Below are 19,137 nucleotides of genomic sequence, written 5' to 3' on the forward strand. Positions count from 1 at the left end.
GCCATGGATGAGGACCTGACCAGCCCCGCCCCTGGCTCCCGGCTGGGCGCCCTGCTGATGCGCTGGCGCAGCCTCGTGGGCATTGCCTCGGGCATCAGCGTGATCGTGGGGGCCATCATCTCGGTCGGCCAGTTCCGCGAGTTCGTGGACAACTCGGTCAAGGGCGACATGTCGCGCCGGCTTGCCGCGCTGTCCCACGTGAAGGAGTTCTTCGCCGAGGACGCCAAGATCGCCCGGCGCGCCCACCGCTTCCTGGACACCCACTGGCGCGAGATCCAGCCGCGCATCGCCCAGAAGATCGAGGTCGCCGGCGGCGGCGAGGCCTTCTACCTCTCCGACGAGATGGCCGACTACGCGGCCGTGCACTACCACTACGAGCAGCTCGGTGCGCTCGTGAAGCTGGGCTACATCGAGTTCACGCTGGTCTACGAGATCATCGCCTTCCCCGACGAGTACATGGACCGCACCGCGCCGCTGCGCCAGGCGCTGGCCGCGAACTGGAAAGGGCCGGGCAAGCCGTTGAACGACCTGGGTTCCAACATCCAGTGGCTGCGGGCGTGCTACGAGTTCAGCCGCAAGCTGCCGCCGGGGAAGGAGCCGGGGTGCCCCGGCGGGTGACGATGCGAACGCCGGACTCCGCGCGCACCCTCGCCTCGGCGTCCGGGCCCCGGACCTGGGGGCCGGCCGCCACCGCCGCGCAGCCGCGGGCCTCGCACGGGCCGGCCCTCAGCGTGGCGCACACGCCGCGCCAGCGGGCACAGCAGCAGCGCATCGCCCAGCTGCGCGCGATGGCGCCCCCCGCCGCGAGCCCCGCCTCGAGCCCCGCCTCGAACGGCCTGCCGGCGTCGCTGCGCGCCGGCCTCGAGGCCCTCTCGGGGTTCGACCTGTCGGGCGTTCGCGTGCACCGCAATTCCAGCCAGCCGGCCACCCTGCAGGCGCATGCCTACGCGCAGGGTCTGGACATCCACCTCGGGCCGGGCCAGGAGCAGCATCTCCCGCACGAGGCCTGGCATGTGGTGCAGCAGGCGCAGGGGCGGGTGCGCGCCACGGTGCAGAGGAAGGGCGGCGTCGGGATCAATGACGATGCGGCGCTGGAGCGGGAGGCGGATGTGATGGGGTGCCGCCTGGCGTCCATGCACGGCGCGAGCCCCCACGCCCAAGCCAGGCGCCCGCTGCCGCCCGCGCCGTGGTCCCCGATTCAGCGCAAGGTGGCGGTCGTCGCCGCGCCGAGCGCCTCGAACGTCTTGGTCACCGCCAAGGGGCCCATCGAGGACTTCAAGGACGGGGAGCCTGCCGGCTCCATCGGCTGGAATGGGGTGAAGGCCTACCAGGCCCAGTACACCATCCTCGACGAGGGCAACAAGGCCAAGAAGCCCATCATCGTCAAGTCCGAAGCCTTCCCCAACGAATACAGCGGCGCGCATGCCGGGCATGTGCTGGCCCTGTCCCTCGGCGGCACGGGCAGCCAGGACAACGTGTTTGCCCAGGACGCCGGTGTCAACACCAAGGCCTATTCCGTCTTCGAAGGCGCCTTTCGCGCTCGCCTGGATCTCATCAGGAAGAACAAGGCTTCCGCAGGCACCGACTGGCTGGAAAGCTACGACATCGCGGGTGACACGGAATCGTCCTACGTGGGCGAGAAGGCCACCTATATCCCCGACCCCCACAGCCGCTACGTCGTCGACTTCAAGGCCATTCTGTCGGGGACCAGCATCAGCAACGGTCCCCTGATCGACAAGACGCCCGCGCTCAACGTCAACGAGCTGATCGATCCCACCACCGGCGATCTCGCCTTCGACGCCGACATCTACGAGAAGGCCATGGCCAGCAAGCGCAAGGAAACCGAGAAGATCCTGGCCAGCGGAAAGCAGTCCAGTCAGTCGTCCACCGCCGGCAAGAAGGTCGTCTTCCATTCCACCGACTTCACGCACTACCAGCCCCCCGGCACAGGTACGAGTTCTCATTCGAAGAAGCGCAAAGCCCCGCCGGGCACATCCACCGCCTATGGCGCAGGCACCCGCTTGCCCACGGGTTCGTCCCTGCCGCAACCGGGCGCATCTGGCAGCCATGGCAAGGGTCAGGCCTCCAGCAGTTCGACATCCTCCACACAAGGTCCGGGCCGGCCCATCGGTCTGCCACTCGTGCCAGGCCACCCAGTGAGCACCCCGTCGTACCAGCCCCAGACCCACCCTACCCACCAGCCCCAGCCGTACCCGTCGTTCCAGCCGCAGCCTTACCCCACCCACCAACCCCAGCTGTACCCGTCGTTCCAGCCACAGCCCTACCCCACCCACCAACCCCAGCTGTACCCGTCGTTCCAGCCACAGCCCTACCCCACCCACCAACCCCAGCTGTACTCGTCGTTCCAGCCACAGCCCTACCCCACCCACCAGCCCCAGCTGTACTCGTCGTTCCAGCCACAGCCCTACCCCACCCACCAGCCCCAGCCGTACCCGTCGTCCACCACGCCGCACGATTCACACGGCGATGTGTCTGGCCGCCCCCCCTCGCAGCCCAGCAGGTTGCCGTTGCAGCAAGGCATGCCCATGAGCTCGACAACGGCGCTCCCCCTGCGCCCGAGGCCGCCCCTGCTGCCAACCCTTCCAGGGGCATCCTCCGGCCAGTCCCCGCCCTCCAGCCTGCAGACCTCGCAGGGAACTCCGCGTGATGGACGGCCTGGCGGTTCGGTGCCCCCCAGCCATCTGCCGAGCTTCGCCGCAGTGCCCCTGCAGGGCGGCACGGGAGGTGGATCCGTCCAGGTTTCGCCGGGGACATTCAGCCCGCAGGGCGTGCCCTTCTCACTCGGGAGCCTGACGGGCCTGCTTCACCTGCCCACGCAGTCCCCCTCCCAGGCCCACCACACCTCCACTACCGGCACCGCGCCGTTCGCCGACCCCAGCGACGACGACACGGGCGGGATGGAGCCTTTGCTGAAAAAGCCGAAGAAGTAGCCGGGCGCATCGCTGTATCCGCTGCTGCACTGATACACACCCTGGTCCGCACACCCGTCCTTGTCCCTTGGTGCGCTGCCGGCTGGCCCCTAGGCTGAAGCCCTCCTTGCTCCAGACGCACGCCACGCCATGTCCGAACTCCTCCCCCTCATGAGCTACTGCCTGCTCATGTCCGGCACCCCCGGTCCCAACAACGTGATGCTCACAACCTCCGGGGCGCACTTCGGGTACCGCGCCACGCTCCCGCAGATTCTCGGCATCCTGATGGGCGGCTTCGTGCTGACGATGGCGTGCTGCCTGGGCCTCGGGCAGCTCTTTCTGGCCTGGCCGCTGGCCCAGCAGGGGCTGCGCATCGGCGGCGCGCTGTACCTGCTGTACCTCGCCTGGAAGCTCAGCGGCTCGACGCTGGCACAGGCCGGCGCGCTGCCGCGGCCCCTGGGCTTCCGGCACGGGGCGCTGTTCCAGTTCGTGAATCCGAAGAACTGGATCAAGGCCGTGACGCTGGCCTCGGTGTTCATGCCGGCCGGCCTGCCGCCGCTGTCGGCCGCCCTGCTCGTCGCCCTGGTCAGCACGCTGATGGGCTTTCCGGCCATCTCGATGTGGGCGCTGTTCGGCGTGGCCATCCGCCGGCTGCTGGAGCGCCCGGCCGTGATGCGCGGCTTCAACCTCGTCATGGCCGGATCGCTGGCCGTGCTGGCGTTCAGCTTTCTCCGCTAAGCTCGCCGCGTGATCCCGCTCAACCGCCACGCCACCCAGCCTCTGGCCGACCAGATCGAGTCCGGCCTGGCCGGCCTGATCGAACGCCGCCAGCTCCCGCCGGGCGCCCGCCTGCCCTCGATCCGCGCCCTTGCCACGCAGCTCGCCGTCAGCCCCAACACCGTGGTGCTGGCCTACGACCGGCTGGCCTCGGCGGGGCGCATCGAGTCCCGCGGGACGGCCGGCTACTACGTCTGCGAGGCGCCCCTGATGGAGCGCGACGAGGCCTGGCTGGAGGCCGGCGATGCGCTGGAGGGCGTGTGGCTGGCGCAGCAGGCCAACGACCAGCGCCCCGGCGTGCTGCTGGCCAGCAGCGGGGCCCTGCCCCCGGCCTGGCTGGAGGACGCGATTCCCGCCGCGGCCGTGCAGCGCGGCCTGGCGCGCTCGAGCGCCGGCATGGCCTCGCGCTGCCCGCCGCAGGGCCTGCCCGAGCTGCGCGAACGCATCGCCCTGCTGCTGCGAGGCCAGGGCATCGCGGTGGACGCCCACCGGCTGATGACCTGCTACGGCGGCACCCACGCGATCGACCTCATCTGCCGCAGTTTCCTGCGCGCGGGCGACACGGTGCTGGTGGAGGACCCGGGCTACTTCCTGATGTTCGACCGGCTGCGCCAGGAGGGCGTGACGCCCATCGCCATCCGCCGCCGCCCGGACGGACTGGACCTCGACCAGCTGGAGGCCGCCTGCCGCGAGCACCGCCCGCGCCTGCTCTTCCTCCAGCCGGTGCTGCACAGCCCCACGGGCTGGGGCAGCAGCCCGGCCAATCTGTACCGCCTGCTCGTGCTGGCGCGGCAGTACGGCGTGCTGATCGCCGAGGACGACGTGCACGGCCACTTCCACCCGGGCGCCTCGGGCACCTCAGGCCCGCCCAGCCGCCTCGCGGCGCTCGCGGGCCTGGAAGGCGTCATCTACTACTCCAGCTTCTGCAAGGTCATGAGCCCGGCCCTGCGCATGGGCTACATCGCCGCGGAGCCGGCGCTGCTCAAGCCGCTGCTGCGCGCCAAGATCTGCTCCGTGCTCAGCAGTGCGGCGCTCAACGAGTACGTGCTGCTGGAGGTGCTGATGGCCGGGCGCCTGCGCAAGCACCTGGACCGCCTGCAGCGCCGGCTGCTGCAGGCGCGCATGCAGGCGGGCCGTCTGCTGGACGAGGCGGGCCTGCGGCTGGACCACCCCGGCGAGGGCGGCCTCTTCCTGTGGGCCTCGGTGCCCGAGGGCGTGGACGTGGACGAGCTGGTGCAGGACGCCTGGCGCAACAAGATCCTGCTGGTGCCGGGCGCGACGTTCTCGGCGCTCAAGACGCCCGATCCGCACATCCGCTTCAATGTGGCCTTCAGCCAGCAGGCCCGGCTGGGCGACTACCTGCGCAGCCGGCTGCAGGCGCTCAGCGGCGTGCAGGACGTGCTGCAGCGCGCGGCGCAGCGTTCCTGATGCCGCCGGCGGCCCGCGCGCTCAGCCCTTGAGCAGGTCAGGCAAGACCTGACCCTTCTCGGCCGCCCATTGCTCGAGCAAGGGCAGCAGCGGGCCCAGGCGCTCGTCCACGGCGTCGCGCACCGTGTCCACCAGCACCTGCGTCTGGCGCTCGATCTCGATGTGCAGCGGCGCACCGACGCCCTTCTCGCCGAAGGTGGTCATGCGCAGGGTCTCGGGGATGAGCCAGACCTCGAACCAGCCCGAGCCGTCGCGCTCGCGGCCGGCCTCGGCCACGGTGAGGCTGGCGCCGTTCACCGCGATGTAGCCCTTGGGGAAGATGTAGCGCATCCAGGGCGCGGGCACGCCGATGCGGATGACGTGGTTGTTCTCCGGCTGGCGGATGGCCTCGACCGTCGCCATGAAGTCCACATGGCCCGAGAGCGGGTGGCCGCCGATCTCGGCGTTCTCCTTTGCGGCGCGCTCCACATTGAGGCGGCTGCCCACCTGCAGCGCCCCGAGCGTGGTGAGGTTCAGGCTCTGCTGCATGACGTCGAAGTCGGCCCGATCGCCCGCGTGCAGGGCGACGACGGTCAGGCAGACGCCGTCGGAGGCGACGCTGGCGCCGATCTCCAGCCCCTCGCAGAAGCCCGGCGGGAACTGCAGGGTGAAGCTGCGCAGGCCGGGACGGTCCTGCAAAGCGGCCACCTGGGCCACGCCTTGAACAATGCCTGTGAACATCGGGAACGCTCGAAATGCAGGCACCGCCCGGAGGCGGTGCGTGGGGTCAAAGAGGCCTTGAGCTTACCAGCTGACCTCGCGGTCCGGCGTCGCGCCGATCTTGTGGATGGAGAGGTCGGCGCCCTCGAACTCCTCCTCCTGGCTCAGGCGCAGGCCCACGAAGCGCTTGAGCAGGCCGTAGACCACGAAGCCGCCCGCGAGCGCCCAGGTCACGCCCATCAGCGTGCCGATCAGCTGGGACCAGAAGCTCACGCCGCCGATGCCGCCGCCGGCCTGCGTCCCGAAGATGCCGCAGGCGATGCCGCCCCAGGCGCCGCACAGGCCGTGCAGGGGCCAGACGCCGAGGACGTCGTCGATCTTCCAGCGGTTCTGGGTGAGCGTGAACATCTTGACGAAGATGAAGCCCGCCACGCCGCCGGTGATCAGCGCGCCGTGCGGGTGCATGACGTCCGAGCCGGCGCACACGGCCACCAGGCCGGCGAGCGGGCCGTTGTAGGCGAAGCCGGGGTCGTTGCGACCCATCAGCACCGCCACCAGCGTGCCGCCCACCATGGCCATGAGCGAGTTGACGGCGACGAGGCCGGAGATCTTGTCCAGCGTCTGCGCGCTCATCACGTTGAAGCCGAACCAGCCCACGGCCAGCACCCAGGCACCCAGCGCAAGAAAGGGGATGCTGGAGGGCGGGTGCGCGCTGATGGCGCCGTCCTTGCGGTAGCGGTTCATGCGCGGCCCGAGCAGGACGACCGCGCCGAGGGCGATCCAGCCCCCCACGGCATGCACGACGACGGAGCCGGCGAAGTCATGGAACTCGGCGCCGAACTGCGCCTTGAGCCAGCCCTGGAAGCCCAGCGCCTGGTTCCAGGCCACGGCCTCGAAGGCGGGGTAGACCAGGCCCACGATGACCGCCGTGGCCATCAGCTGCGGGCCGAAGCGCGCGCGCTCGGCAATCCCGCCCGAGATGATGGCGGGGATGGCCGCCGCGAAGGTCAGCAGGAAGAAGAACTTGACCAGCTCGTAGCCATTCTTCGCGGCCAGGGCCTCCGCCCCGGTGAAGAAATGGACGCCGTAGGCCACGGTGTAGCCCACCAGGAAGTAGGCGATGGTGGAGACGGCGAAGTCCACCAGGATCTTGACCAGGGCGTTGACCTGGTTCTTCTTGCGCACCGTGCCCAGCTCGAGGAAGGCGAAGCCGGCGTGCATGGCCAGCACCATGATGGCGCCGAGCAGGATGAACAGCGCGTCGGCACTTTGCTTGAGGGTCTCCATGAGCGTCCTTGGGGCGTTGCGGGAAGCCGGGCCCGCACCAGCGCAGACCACCGCGCACCAGGAACGCAAGAAGAATGCCCACATTGGGGCGCTGGAGATGCGCCCTGCAGGCACCGAATCGGTGCATCGCGCAGCGGCGCCCGCCCCACCTTGGCGCACGTCACACGGACGCGCACCAAGTGCGCACAGCGGTTCACGGCCGCTGCAGGGCCTCGAACTGCTCCGGCTTGAAGCCCAGGCTGAGGCGCCCATTGCCCCAGTCCACCAGCGGGCGCTTGATCACGCTCGGCTGAGCCTGCATGAGCGCCTGCGCGGACGCGGCGTCCACCACGGCGGCACGCACGGCCTCGTCCAGCTTGCGCCAGGTCGTGCCGCTGCGGTTGATCAGCGGCTCCCAGCCCAGGGCGGCCTGCCACTGCGGGAGCGACGCCTGCGGCACGCCCGCCTTCTTGTAATCGTGGAACTCGTAGGGCAGCCCCTGCGCGTCCAGCCAGCTGCGGGCCTTCTTGACCGTGTCGCAATTGGGAATGCCGTAGACCTTGATCATCTGATCCTCTCTTGAACGTATGCCGAGCCGGGGCCGCTCGCAGGGCAGCGGCTACCATCCACCCATGATTCCCTGGCTGGCCCCCGATTCCCTGGATTTTCCCCCGGTCCGGCAGGCACTCGGCGCGAATTCCGAAGCCCCGGGCCTGCTCGCCGCCGGCGGGGACCTCTCGCCCGCGCGGCTGCGGGCCGCCTACGCCCGGGGGATCTTCCCCTGGTACGGCCAGGGCCAGCCCATCCTCTGGTGGAGCCCGGACCCGCGCATGGTGCTGCAGACGCGGCACTTCAAGCTCGCCCGCTCGCTGCGCAAGACACTGCAGCGCTTCCGCCAGACGCCCGGTTGCGAGATCCGCGTGGACAGCGCCACGCCCGAGGTCATCGCAGCCTGCGCGGGCAGCCCCCGCGAAGGGCAGAGCGGCACCTGGATCCTCCCCGAGATGCAGGCGGCCTACCGGGCCCTGGCGCGCGCCGGCGTGGTGCACAGCGTCGAGACCTGGATCGATGGCGAACTGGCCGGCGGCCTGTATGGCGTCAACCTCGGCCGCATGTTCTTCGGCGAGTCCATGTTCATGCGCCGCACCGACGCCTCCAAGATCGCGCTCGCCGCCCTGGTGTGCCTGTGCCGCCGCCATGACATCCCCTGGATCGACTGCCAGCAGAACACGCGCCATCTGAGCTCCCTCGGGGCCTTCGAGGTCCCCCGCGAGGCCTTCGAGGCCCATCTGCAGGCGAGGGTTGCTGAGGAGGCCCCGCGCGATTGGGCCTATCATCCGAGCCTCTGGGACCTGCTGGATCCGCCAGCGGCGCCCCCTGACCACCGCCCGCCTGACCGGCCTGACGCCCCTTAGCCCCTGCCGCCACCGTGACGCATCCCAAGGAACTTCCGCTGGCCGAGCTGCAGTTCTACGCGACGGCACCCTATCCCTGCAGCTACCTGCCGCAGCGCATGGCGCGCTCGCAGGTCGCGACGCCCAGCCACCTGATCCACGCCGACGCCTACTCCGGCCTCGTCGAGGCCGGCTTCCGCCGCAGCGGCATGTTCACCTACCGGCCCTTTTGCGAAGGCTGCCAGGCCTGCGTGCCCATGCGCATTCCCGTGGCGGACTTCAAGCCCTCGCGCAGCCAGCGCCGCGCCTGGCAGCAGCACCAGGGCCTGCAGGCCCGCGTGATGCGCCTCGGCTTCTCGGAGGAGCACTACCAGCTCTACCTGCGCTACCAGGCCGGCCGGCACAGCGGTGGCGGCATGGACCACGACAGCGTCGACCAGTACTCGCAGTTCCTGCTGCAGTCCCGCATTAACTCCCGCCTCGTGGAGTTCCGCGAGCCCCGGCCCGACGGCAGTGCCGTGCTGAAGATGGTCTCCATCCTCGACATCCTCACGGACGGCCTCTCGGCGGTCTACACCTTCTACGAACCCGAGCCCGACACCAGCTACGGCACCTACAACGTGCTGTGGCAGGTGGAGCAGGCGCGGCAGCTGCAGCTCTCCTACCTCTACCTCGGCTACTGGATCGCCGAGAGCCCCAAGATGGCCTACAAGGCGCGCTTCCTGCCGCATGAGCTGCTGGAGCGGGGGCGGTGGGCGCGGGTGGCGCGCAAAGGCTGACGCCCGAATCCTCCTGCCACGCCATACCGGCCGCTGACCTGCAGCGTCAGGCCACCTCCCCCCCGCCTAGAATCCACGCGCCGCGCTTGAGGCGCGGGATACACAACGCAAATCGGGAGGAACACATGAATGCACATGGCCGCTGGGCCGCCAGTCTGGGCGCCCTCGTCTTGATCGGATGCGGCGGAGGGGGCGGCAGCGGCCCCAGCGCGCCCGCACCGCAGGCCAGCTACACGACGCCCCAGCCCTACACGCAGCACCAGGCCATCGCCGCCCTGGCACCCGCGCTGGTGGGGACGGCGACCCAGTTCAGCGTGACGCCCGCGCTGCCCGCCGGACTGACGCTGGATGCCACCACCGGCGCCATCGCCGGCACCCCGACGGCCTTCTCGCGGGACACCGACTACGCCATCACGGTCACCGGCCCCGGGGGCTCGACGACCACGCATGTCCATCTCGTGGTCCAGCCGCTGGTCCCCGTCTCGCGGCTCGTGGCGGCGGGCACCACGGTCCATCCCGTGGTGATGCTCGATGCCGACGCCCTGGGCCTCAGCGGGAATCTCTACGCCCAGGTCACCGATGCGGGCGGGCTGTTCAGCGGGCGGGTCACGGTCACCACGACCGGCAGCCGCCACGCGCTGGAACTGTCCACGCTCGACACCGCCAGCGTGGGGCCGCACACGGGCCAGGCGACCATCAGCCTGTGCCGCGACACCACCTGCACATCGCTCCAGCCGATGCCGAAGGTGCTGGTGAAGTACGACTTCAACGTCGCCGCCGCCGACAGCGCGTGGCCGGGCAATCATCTGACACCGCTGACCGCCGTGCCCGGGGCGCCCGAATGGTCGACCTTCCAGGGCAACGCCGCCCACACCGGCTATGTGCCCGTGACGCTCGATCCCAACCAGGCCAGCACACGCTGGAAGATCTCGGTTCCGGCGTTCTCCTACTACAACGGCCGCTTCAACCTGGCCACCGTCACCACCGAGGGCGGCCGGCTCTTCAGCGCCGGCAACATGGCCGTCACGGCGCGCAGCGAGCATGACGGCTCGACGCTCTGGACCTACAGTTTCAGCGGTCTGCAGAACCCGTCGGCGAACCCGCCCGCCGTGAAGGACGGCATCGTCTACGTGGCCGCGGGGCAGCAGTCGTCCACCACGATGTTTGGCTTCGACGCACGCGACGGCACGGTGCGCTTCCGCACGGGGATGTCGTCGCAGTGGGAGAACTATCTCGCTCCCACCGTCGGACCATCGGGCGTCTACACCAACGCCGGCAGCTATGGCGGCTTGTACGCCTTCGACGCCCAGGGCACGAACCTGTTCTTCAGCACCACGGCACAGCAGTCCACCTGGACCCCGGCCGTGGACGCCCGCGCGGTCTACGCCTACACCGGCAACGCACTGCGCGTCTTCCATCCCCTCACCGGCGCGCTGCAGGCGGAGATCAACGACCCGACGTTCACGAACTACATCTACGAGATCGGCGGTTCCGCCGTGCTGGGGGGGCCCGACTCCGCCTTCGGGGCGGCCTACGGCAACAGCTTCCTGAACAGCGGCAGCATCGGCAACTCCCTGGTGCACTTCAACCTGCAGACCCGCAGCGTCGACTGGACGATCCGGGGCGTCTACCCCTCGACACCCGCCTACGATGCCGGCGTGGTCTACATCGCCAACAACCGGCCGCTGCGGCTGGAGGCACGGGCGGAGGCTGACGGTGCGCTGCAATGGTCGTGGACGCCGCAATCGTCCAGCGACACCGAGTTCGTGAGCGAGGTGCTCCTCACGCAGAACGCGGTGATCGTGAGCACCAACCAGTCGACCTACGCGATCGACCGCAGCACGAAGCGCCCCATGTGGAGCTATCCGGCGGCCGGCAAGCTCGCGCTGTCCGCCCACGGCATCCTCTACATCGTCGGCAACACCAACTTCGGGTCGTCCACCACGACCATCACGGCCCTCAACCTGCACTGAGGCCGCGCCCCGTGAAGGCCCGGGCCGGGTCCGCCACCGGCCGGCCCCGGCGCCTCACGGCCTGCCGCCCCCTCCCGACAAACCCCTAGCCCTGCGGGTCGGTGGACGGGCTGGACGCTGACCACGCCGCCGGCTCCCCTGTGCGGTCTCCGCATCTGGTCTCATATTGGTCATCAACCTTACACGGGGTTACGGCAGACCTAGGTGTTTGTATCAATGTTTTTGCATAAAGTGGTATCTAAAGTGCATACCACTACGAGACTACTGGTGGTACTGGTCTGGTAGCTGCGGACGGGTCGTGTTGTTGAGCGCCCCGTCTTCCTCGGGCGCGAGAGACGCCCAGCGCAAGATCGGCAGCGCACGTTGAACGCAGGAGACCCGTTCATGTTTGCAAGCGCAGTACCTCATGGCGTCCAGGCCATGGCATCCCCTTCCCGCGGCCCTGTCCGCACCACGTCCCTCTTGAGGACCTCTCTTGCGGCGCTGCCGCTCATCCTGGCGGCAGGCCATGCGCAGGCCGTCAACTGCACCGGCATGGCCGTGTGGAACAGCGCCACCGCCTACACCTCCGGCCAGCAGGCGCAGGAATCCGGCAAGGCCTACAGCGCCAACTGGTGGACGCAGGGCCAGTCGCCCGCCGCCAACTCCGGCGCCTGGGCCGTCTGGAAGCCGCTGGGCGCCTGCGATGGCGGCGGTGGCGGCGGCACGGACCCCGCCAACAAGCCGCCCGTCGCGGCCTTCACCGGGACCGTGGACCGCCTGAGCGTCTCGCTGGATGGCAGCACGTCCACCGACCCAGACGGGCAGATCAGCGCCTACCAATGGACCTTCGGGGACGGCAGCAGCGCCACGGGCGCCAAGGTCACCCATGCCTACGCGGCGTCGGGCACCTACGCTGTCGGTCTCACCGTCACCGACAACAAGGGCGCGACGAACGCCAAGTCGCAGTCCTTCACGCTGGCCGTCGTCGTCAAGGATCCGGCCACCGGCAAGTACGTGCTGAAGCAGCCGGACGTGCTGGCCACCGAGGCCAGCCTCACGAACACCGCCCTCTTCCGCGCCGTCAAGGCCTCCATCGCCACGCGGAGCAACGCCGTGGTGACGGCCGTCGCGCCCGGCCTGGCGGGCAATCCGGAGAACGTGAAGCGCGTCGAGAAGCTCCTGCCCGCGAGCCAGTGGGAGTACCTCTTCCCGCTGCGCGACAAGTCCTACACCTACACCGGGCTGCTGCAGGCCATCGCCAAGTTCTCGGGCGTGTGCATGACCTACACCGATGGGCGGGACTCCGACGCCATCTGCCGCAAGAGCCTCGCGACCATGTTCGCGCACTTCACGCAGGAGACGGGTGCGCACGACCCCAACAGCCCGACGCCGCAATGGCGCCAGGCGCTGTACTTCGTGCGGGAGGCCGGCTGCAGCGAGTCCACCTACGGCTGCCCCTACAACAACGAATGCCTGCCCACCACCTGGCAGGGCCAGACCTGGCCCTGCGGCAAGGACGCCCAGGGACGCTACAAGCAGTACTTCGGCCGTGGCGCGAAGCAGCTCTCGTACAACTACAACTACGGCCCCTTCTCCGACGCCATGTTCGGGGACGTCAAGGTCCTGCTCAACAACCCGGAGCAGGTGGCCGACACCTGGCTGAACCTGGCCTCGGCCGTGTTCTTCTTCGTCTACCCGGCCTCGCCCAAGCCCAGCATGCTGCATGTGGTGGATGGCACCTGGAAGCCCAACGCGGTCGACACGGCCGCCGGCATCAAGCCGGGCTTCGGTGCCACGACCAACATCATCAACGGCGGCATCGAGTGCGGCCAGGGCTACGAGAAGCCGCAATCCGTCAACCGCATCGCCTACTACCGTGAGCATGCGGCGGCCCTGGGCGTCCCCATCCCCTCCACCGAGGAACTGGGCTGCGCCAACCAGAAGTCCTTCGCCGTCGGCGGTGCCGGCGCGCTGGACATCTACTGGGACCAGGACTGGTCCTACCACGCGGAAATGCCCGAGGGCAAAGCCTTCGCCTGCAAGCTGGTCGGCTACCAGACCGCGTACTTCTCCCTGAAGGCCGGGGACTACCAGCGCTGCGTCGAGAAGTACTTCGACGTCATCGTGAAGCCCTGAGCACCCCAAGAAGAACCGTCCCCGGGATCCTCTCTCCCTGACCTTTGCTCCCGACTGCCGGACCCAGGCCCTGCGCCTGCGGTCCCGGCTTCGTGCACCCTTTTCACGAACCCTCAAGGAATCGCCATGCATCAACGCACGGTCCTGGCGCTGCTGATCGGCAGCAGCGTCCTCCCCGCCTTCGCCTACAACTGCACCGGTGTGCAGACGTGGAACGCCGCGACCGCCTACACGGGCGGCGCCGTCGTCCAGCAATCCAGCCAGGCCTACCAGGCCAAGTGGTGGACCCAGAACGAGAGCCCCGCGCTCAAGTCGGGCCAGTGGGACGTCTGGAAGCAGCTCGGCGCCTGCGATGGCACCGTCAACCAGCCGCCCGTGGCGAGCTTCACGAGCAGCGCCAGCGGCCTCGTGCTGAGCGTCAACGGCAGTGGCTCGAGCGACCCCGACGGCAGCGTCGCCAGCTACGCCTGGACCTTCGGCGACGGCAGCAGCGCCACCGGCGCCACCGCCAGCCGCACCTATGCCGCCGCCGGCACCTACACCGTCACGCTGACCGTCACCGACAACAAGGGCGCGACGAACAGCAAGAGCCAGTCCGTGACCGTCACCAGCGGCACGGTGAACCAGCCGCCCGTGGCGAGCTTCACGAGCAGCGCCAGCGGCCTCGTGCTGAGCGTCAACGGCAGCGGCTCGAGCGACCCCGACGGCAACGTCGCCAGCTACGCCTGGACCTTCGGCGACGGCAGCAGCGCCACCGGTGCCACCGCCAGCCGCACCTATGCCGCCGCCGGCACGTACACCGTCACGCTGACCGTCACCGACAACAAGGGCGCGACGAACAGCAAGAGCCAGTCCGTGACCGTCACCAGCGGCACCGTCAACAAGCCGCCCGTGGTCGCCCTGAGCGCACCGACGGACGGCAGCAGCGCCAATGACGGGGCCGTGGTCACGGTCTCGGCCACCGCCTCCGATCCGGACGGCAGCGTCGCCAAGGTCGCGTTCTACGACAACGGCGTGCTGATCGCCGAGGACACGAGCGCGCCCTTCAGCATCAGCTGGACGGCCCGCGCCGGCGTGCATGACCTCACGGCCCGCGCCACGGACGACAAGGGCGCCACGACCGACAGCACCGCCGCGCGCGTCACGGTGAACGGCAGCGCCACGGGCGACGAGAAGTGCCGTCCGGAAGGCCTCTACACCACGCCCGGCACCAAGCCCGCCTACTGCAAGGTCTATGACGACCAGGGCCGCGAGCTGATGGGCGCCGACAAGCCGCGCCGCATCATCGGCTACTTCACCAGCTGGCGCACCGGCAAGGACGGCACGCCCGCCTACCTGGCCAGCAACATCCCCTGGGGCCAGCTGACCCACATCAACTACGCCTTCGCCCATATCGACGGCGCCAACAAGCTCTCGGTGGGCAACACCGCCGACGCGAACAACGCCGCCACCGGCATGACCTGGCCCGGCGTGGCCGGCGCGGAGATGGACACGACGCTGTCCTACAAGGGCCACTTCAACCTGCTGAGCAAGTTCAAGAAGCAGTACCCCAAGGTCAAGACGCTCGTCTCCGTGGGCGGCTGGGCCGAGACCGGCGGCTACTTCGACGACAGCGGCAAGCGCGTGGCCAGCGGCGGCTTCTACACGATGACCACCAACGCCGACGGCAGCGCCAACACCGCCGGCATCAACACCTTCGCGGACTCGGCCGTGGCCTTCCTGCGCCAGTACGGCTTCGACGGCGTGGACATCGACTACGAGTACGCCACGAGCATGAAGGACGCCGGCAACCCCGAAGACTTCACCATCAGCAACGCCCGCCGGGCCGCGCTGATGAAGAACTTCGTGACGCTGATGCAGACGCTGCGCGCCAAGCTCGACGCCGCCGGCCAGACGGATGCCCGCCACTACATGCTCACCGTCGCGGCGCCGGCCTCCGGCTACCTGCTGCGCGGCATGGAGACGTACCAGGTCACCAAGTACCTGGACTACGTCAACATCATGAGCTATGACCTGCACGGCGCCTGGAACCAGTTCGTCGGCCCCAACGCCGCGCTCTTCGACGACGGCAAGGACAGCGAGCTCACCGCCTGGAGCTACTACACGGCCTCGCAGTACGGCCGCATCGGCTACCTCAACACCGACTGGGCCTACCACTACTTCCGCGGCGCGATGCCGGCGGGCCGCATCAACATCGGCGTGCCCTACTACACCCGCGGCTGGAAGGACGTGACGGGCGGCACCAACGGCCTGTGGGGCTCCGCGGCCCAGACCGACCAGACCAAGTGCCCCCCGGGCACGGGCGGCGGCACGGTGCAGAAGTGCGGCGCCGGCGCCATCGGCCTGGACAACCTCTGGCATGACCTCGACGTCTCCAGCAAGGAAGTGCCGGCCGGCTCCAACCCGCTGTGGCACACGATGAACCTGGCCGCCGGCAAGAGCGGCAGCTACATCGGCGCCTACGGCCTGAACCCGGCCACCAACCCGCAGGACCAGTTCGTCGGCAGCTACACCCGCTTCTACGACGGCACGCTCGTGGCGCCGTGGCTGTGGAACGCCACCAAGAAGGTCTTCCTGTCCATCGAGGACGAGCAGTCCCTCGGCGTGAAGGCGCAGTACGTGGCGGACCGCGGCATCGGCGGCGTGATGTTCTGGGAGCTGGCGGGCGACTACGCCTACGACAGCGCAAAGGCCGAGTACGGCATGGGCAGCACGCTGACCACGCTGCTGTACAACAAGTTCAAGACGGCCTCGCCCTACGGCAACCGCCTGACCTCGGCCGCCATGCCCGCGGAGGCGATCGACGTGCAGTTCAGCATCGGCGGCTTCGCGCTGGGGGATGCCAACTACCCGATCAACCCGACGCTCACGATCACCAACAAGAGCAGCCAGACCCTGCCCGGCGGCACGGACTTCAGCTTCGACATCCCGACGGCCATCCCGGCCTCGCTGACGGACCAGAGCGGCTTCGGCCTCAAGGTCGTCAGCGACGGCTCGAACGCCGCGGGCCACAACGTCGGCGGGCTGAAGAACGAGTTCCACCGTGCGGCCTTCAAGCTGCCCACCTGGCAGACGCTCGCCCCGGGCGCCAGCGTGGCGATCAAGCTGAACTACTACCTGCCCATGCCCACGCCCAGCAACTGGATCGTGAGCTTCGGCGGCAAGAGCTACGCCCTGCAGCAGGAAGCGCGGCGCGGCACCACCCACGTTTCCGTCACCGCCCTCAAGGCCGCCAGCAGTCGCGGTCGGGCTCAACAGCCCTGACCGGGGCATCCCAGGGATCCTGAAACACGGGCCTGCCGCCCTGCCCTCATGGCAGCAGGCCCTCCCCTCGACCTCACCTCTCCTTCACACATGAAACACCTTCCCACGCTCATCGCCCTGGCTGCCGGCCTCGCCGCCGGCAGTGCCCAGGCCTACAACTGCACTGGCGTGCAGACCTGGAACGCCGCCACCGCCTACACCGGCGGCGCCGTGGTCCAGCAGAGTTCGCAGGCCTACCAGGCCAAGTGGTGGACCCAGAATGAAAGCCCCGCGCTGAAGTCCGGCCAGTGGGACGTCTGGAAGCAGCTCGGCGCCTGCGACGGCGGCAACACCGACACCACGCCGCCCTCCGTGCCCGGCAGCCTGGCCGCCAGCGGCATCACGGCCAGCAGCCTCACGCTGACCTGGGCCGCCTCGACCGACGCCGGCAGCGGCGTGGCCGGCTACGACGTCTACCGCAACGGCACGCTCGTGGGCTCGCCCACCGGCACCAGCTACGCGGACACCGGCCTCGCCGCCAACACCACGTACAGCTACACCGTCCGCGCCCGTGACAAGGCCGGCAACGCCTCGGCCCAGAGCAGCGCCCTGAGCGCCAAGACCAGCAGCGCCGGCACCTGCGCCACCGCACCGGCCACGCCCACGGGCCTCACCGCGCCGTCCAAGTCCAGCACCGGCGTGAACCTCAGCTGGAACTCGGTGCCGGCCGCGCCGAACTGCACGGTGCAGTACCGCGTGCTGCAGGGCGCCGCCCAGGCCGCGCAAGGCGCCGCCACCACCGCCAGCATCAATGGCCTGACCCCGGACACGGACTACAGCTTCAGCGTCCAGGCCGTGAACGAGGCCGGCGCCTCGCCCGCCTCGCCCGCTCTGACCGTGCACACGGACAAGGCCACCGTCGGCGGCAAGAACGTGCTGGGCTACTTCGCGCAATGGGGCATCTACGACCGCAAGTACTTCGTCAAGAACATCGACACCAGCGGCTCCGCCCCCCTGCTCACGCACATCAACTACGCCTTCGGCAATGTGCGCAACAACAAGTGCGAGGTCGGCCTGACGGTGCCCGTGAACGAGGAGACCGGCGTGGGCGGCGACGCCTTCGCCGACTACACCAAGTCCTTCGACGCGGCCTCCAGCGTGGACGGCAAGGCGGACGCCTGGGATGCCCCGCTGCGCGGCAACTGGGGCCAGCTCAAGAAGCTCAAGGCCAAGTACCCGAAGCTCAAGGTGCTGATCTCGCTGGGCGGCTGGACGTATTCGCGCGGCTTCTCCGAGGCCGCGAAGCCCGAGAACCGCGCCGCCTTCGTCAAGAGCTGCGTGGACGCCTACATCAAGGGTGACCTGCCCTCCGTGGAGTACGCGGGTGGCACGGGTGCGGCAGCGGGCCTGTTCGATGGCATCGACATCGACTGGGAATACCCCGCCGCCTGCGGCCTGGCCTGCGGCAAGCCCGAGGACACGGCGAACTTCACCGGTCTGCTGGCCGAGTTCCGCAAGCAGCTCGACGCCATCCGCCCGGGCCTGCTGCTGTCCATCGCGGCGCCGGCCGGGGTCGACAAGATCCGCATGATCGAGCCGGACAAGTTCCATCCCTACGTGGACTTCATCAACGTCATGACGTATGACTTCCACGGCGGCTGGGAAGGCACGACGGGCTTCCACTCGCCGCTGTACGCCAACAGCAGCGACCCGGCCACCGGTGACGTGAAGTCCTACAACACCGACGCGGCGCTGCAGGCCTTCCTGAACAAGGGCGTGCCGGCCAACAAGCTGCAGATCGGCATCGGCTTCTACGGCCGCGGCTGGACGGGCGTCGCGAACGTCAACAACGGCCTCTACCAGAAGGGCACCGCCGCGCCGGGCAAGTACGAGAAGGGCATCGAGGACTACAAGATCCTCAAGGCCCTGGGCTACCCGAGCTACACGGACCCACAGAGCCGTGCCCAGTGGATCTACAACGGCACGACCTTCTGGAGCTTCGACACCCCGGCACAGATCACCGAGAAGATGAGCTACGCCAAGAACAAGGGCCTGGGCGGCGCCTTCTTCTGGGAGTTCAACGGGGATGACAGCCAGGCGACGCTGTTGAAGGCGATCAGCAACGGATTGAAGTGAGCCCCTCGCCCAGGGTCGTCGGGCTGGACGCCGACGACCCTGGGCGGTCCCCCGAGGGGACAGCAAGACGGGCGGCGTTGAGCCGCCCGTCTTGCGTTGTGGGCCGGCTTGGGAGCGGCCCGGCGCTCGGCCCCTTGGGGCTGGCGCCCCTTGCCCCCGCTCTGGGTCGCACCGCTGAACGCGGGCGAGGTCGGGGCGGTCCCCCGAGGGGACAGCAAGACGGGCGGCGTTGAGCCGCCCGTCTTGCGTTGTGGGCCGGCTTGGGAGCGGCCCGGCGCTCGGCCCCTTGGGGCTGGCGCCCCTTGCCCACGCTCTGGGTCGCACCGCTGAACGCGGGCGAGGTCGGGGCGGTCCCCCGAGGGGACAGCAAGACGGGCGGCGTTGAGCCGCCCGT

13 protein-coding genes are annotated in these 19,137 nt (G+C 69.3%); 10 read left to right on the top strand and 3 right to left on the bottom strand.

Features of this window, described 5'->3' with window-relative positions; all coding sequences use genetic code 11:
- Window positions 1-3: 3 nt before the first annotated feature.
- The 4 genes from QRD43_RS20315 (at window position 4) to QRD43_RS20330 (ending at window position 5,135) form a co-directional block, all read left to right on the top strand.
- Window positions 4-618 (top strand): hypothetical protein, encoded by a 615-nt coding sequence (locus QRD43_RS20315; protein WP_285984329.1) that lies wholly within the window; start codon window positions 4-6, stop codon window positions 616-618.
- A gap of 2 nt (window positions 619-620) precedes the next feature.
- The gene (locus QRD43_RS20320; protein ID WP_285984330.1) at window positions 621-2,951 is read left to right on the top strand and encodes an eCIS core domain-containing protein; all 2,331 of its coding nucleotides are present in this window, start codon (window positions 621-623) and stop codon (window positions 2,949-2,951) included.
- Window positions 2,952-3,080: 129 nt separating this feature from the next.
- Window positions 3,081-3,668, top strand: coding sequence for a LysE family translocator (locus tag QRD43_RS20325; protein ID WP_285984331.1), 588 nt, complete (start codon window positions 3,081-3,083; stop codon window positions 3,666-3,668).
- A gap of 9 nt (window positions 3,669-3,677) precedes the next feature.
- Window positions 3,678-5,135: an aminotransferase-like domain-containing protein gene (locus QRD43_RS20330; RefSeq protein WP_285984332.1), complete on the top strand. Its 1,458-nt coding sequence runs from the start codon at window positions 3,678-3,680 to the stop codon at window positions 5,133-5,135.
- Window positions 5,136-5,156: 21 nt separating this feature from the next.
- Here QRD43_RS20330 and QRD43_RS20335 read toward each other — a convergent pair whose 3' ends face one another.
- The 3 genes from QRD43_RS20335 to QRD43_RS20345 form a co-directional block, all read right to left on the bottom strand.
- Window positions 5,157-5,855, bottom strand: a complete 699-nt coding sequence (locus tag QRD43_RS20335) for a riboflavin synthase subunit alpha (protein WP_285984333.1) — start codon at window positions 5,853-5,855, stop codon at window positions 5,157-5,159.
- A 63-nt stretch (window positions 5,856-5,918) separates the two neighbouring features.
- A complete protein-coding gene (locus tag QRD43_RS20340; protein WP_285984334.1) occupies window positions 5,919-7,121 on the bottom strand; it encodes an ammonium transporter in 1,203 nt (400 codons plus the stop codon).
- Between the two features lie 193 nt (window positions 7,122-7,314).
- Window positions 7,315-7,668: an ArsC family reductase gene (locus QRD43_RS20345; RefSeq protein WP_285984335.1), complete on the bottom strand. Its 354-nt coding sequence runs from the start codon at window positions 7,666-7,668 to the stop codon at window positions 7,315-7,317.
- Between the two features lie 64 nt (window positions 7,669-7,732).
- On the opposite strand from QRD43_RS20345, the gene aat reads away from it, so the two are divergent.
- The 6 genes from aat (at window position 7,733) to QRD43_RS20375 (ending at window position 18,743) form a co-directional block, all read left to right on the top strand.
- On the top strand, window positions 7,733-8,515 hold the full coding sequence (aat, locus tag QRD43_RS20350) for a leucyl/phenylalanyl-tRNA--protein transferase (protein ID WP_285984336.1): 783 nt from the start codon (window positions 7,733-7,735) through the stop codon (window positions 8,513-8,515).
- 14 nt (window positions 8,516-8,529) lie between these two features.
- Window positions 8,530-9,273, top strand: a complete 744-nt coding sequence (locus tag QRD43_RS20355) for an arginyltransferase (RefSeq protein WP_285984337.1) — start codon at window positions 8,530-8,532, stop codon at window positions 9,271-9,273.
- A gap of 125 nt (window positions 9,274-9,398) precedes the next feature.
- Window positions 9,399-11,246, top strand: coding sequence for an outer membrane protein assembly factor BamB family protein (locus tag QRD43_RS20360; protein ID WP_285984338.1), 1,848 nt, complete (start codon window positions 9,399-9,401; stop codon window positions 11,244-11,246).
- A 462-nt stretch (window positions 11,247-11,708) separates the two neighbouring features.
- Window positions 11,709-13,364, top strand: coding sequence for a glycoside hydrolase family 19 protein (locus QRD43_RS20365; protein ID WP_285984339.1), 1,656 nt, complete (start codon window positions 11,709-11,711; stop codon window positions 13,362-13,364).
- A gap of 126 nt (window positions 13,365-13,490) precedes the next feature.
- Window positions 13,491-16,628 carry a chitinase C-terminal domain-containing protein gene (locus QRD43_RS20370; RefSeq protein ID WP_285984340.1) on the top strand — a complete coding sequence of 1,046 codons (3,138 nt, stop codon included), beginning with the start codon at window positions 13,491-13,493 and terminating at the stop codon, window positions 16,626-16,628.
- A gap of 90 nt (window positions 16,629-16,718) precedes the next feature.
- A complete protein-coding gene (locus QRD43_RS20375) occupies window positions 16,719-18,743 on the top strand; it encodes a glycosyl hydrolase family 18 protein (protein WP_285984341.1) in 2,025 nt (674 codons plus the stop codon).
- Window positions 18,744-19,137: the final 394 nt, after the last annotated feature.

The sequence above is a fragment of the Roseateles subflavus genome (assembly GCF_030285365.1).
Taxonomy (GTDB): domain Bacteria; phylum Pseudomonadota; class Gammaproteobacteria; order Burkholderiales; family Burkholderiaceae_C; genus Roseateles_B; species Roseateles_B subflavus.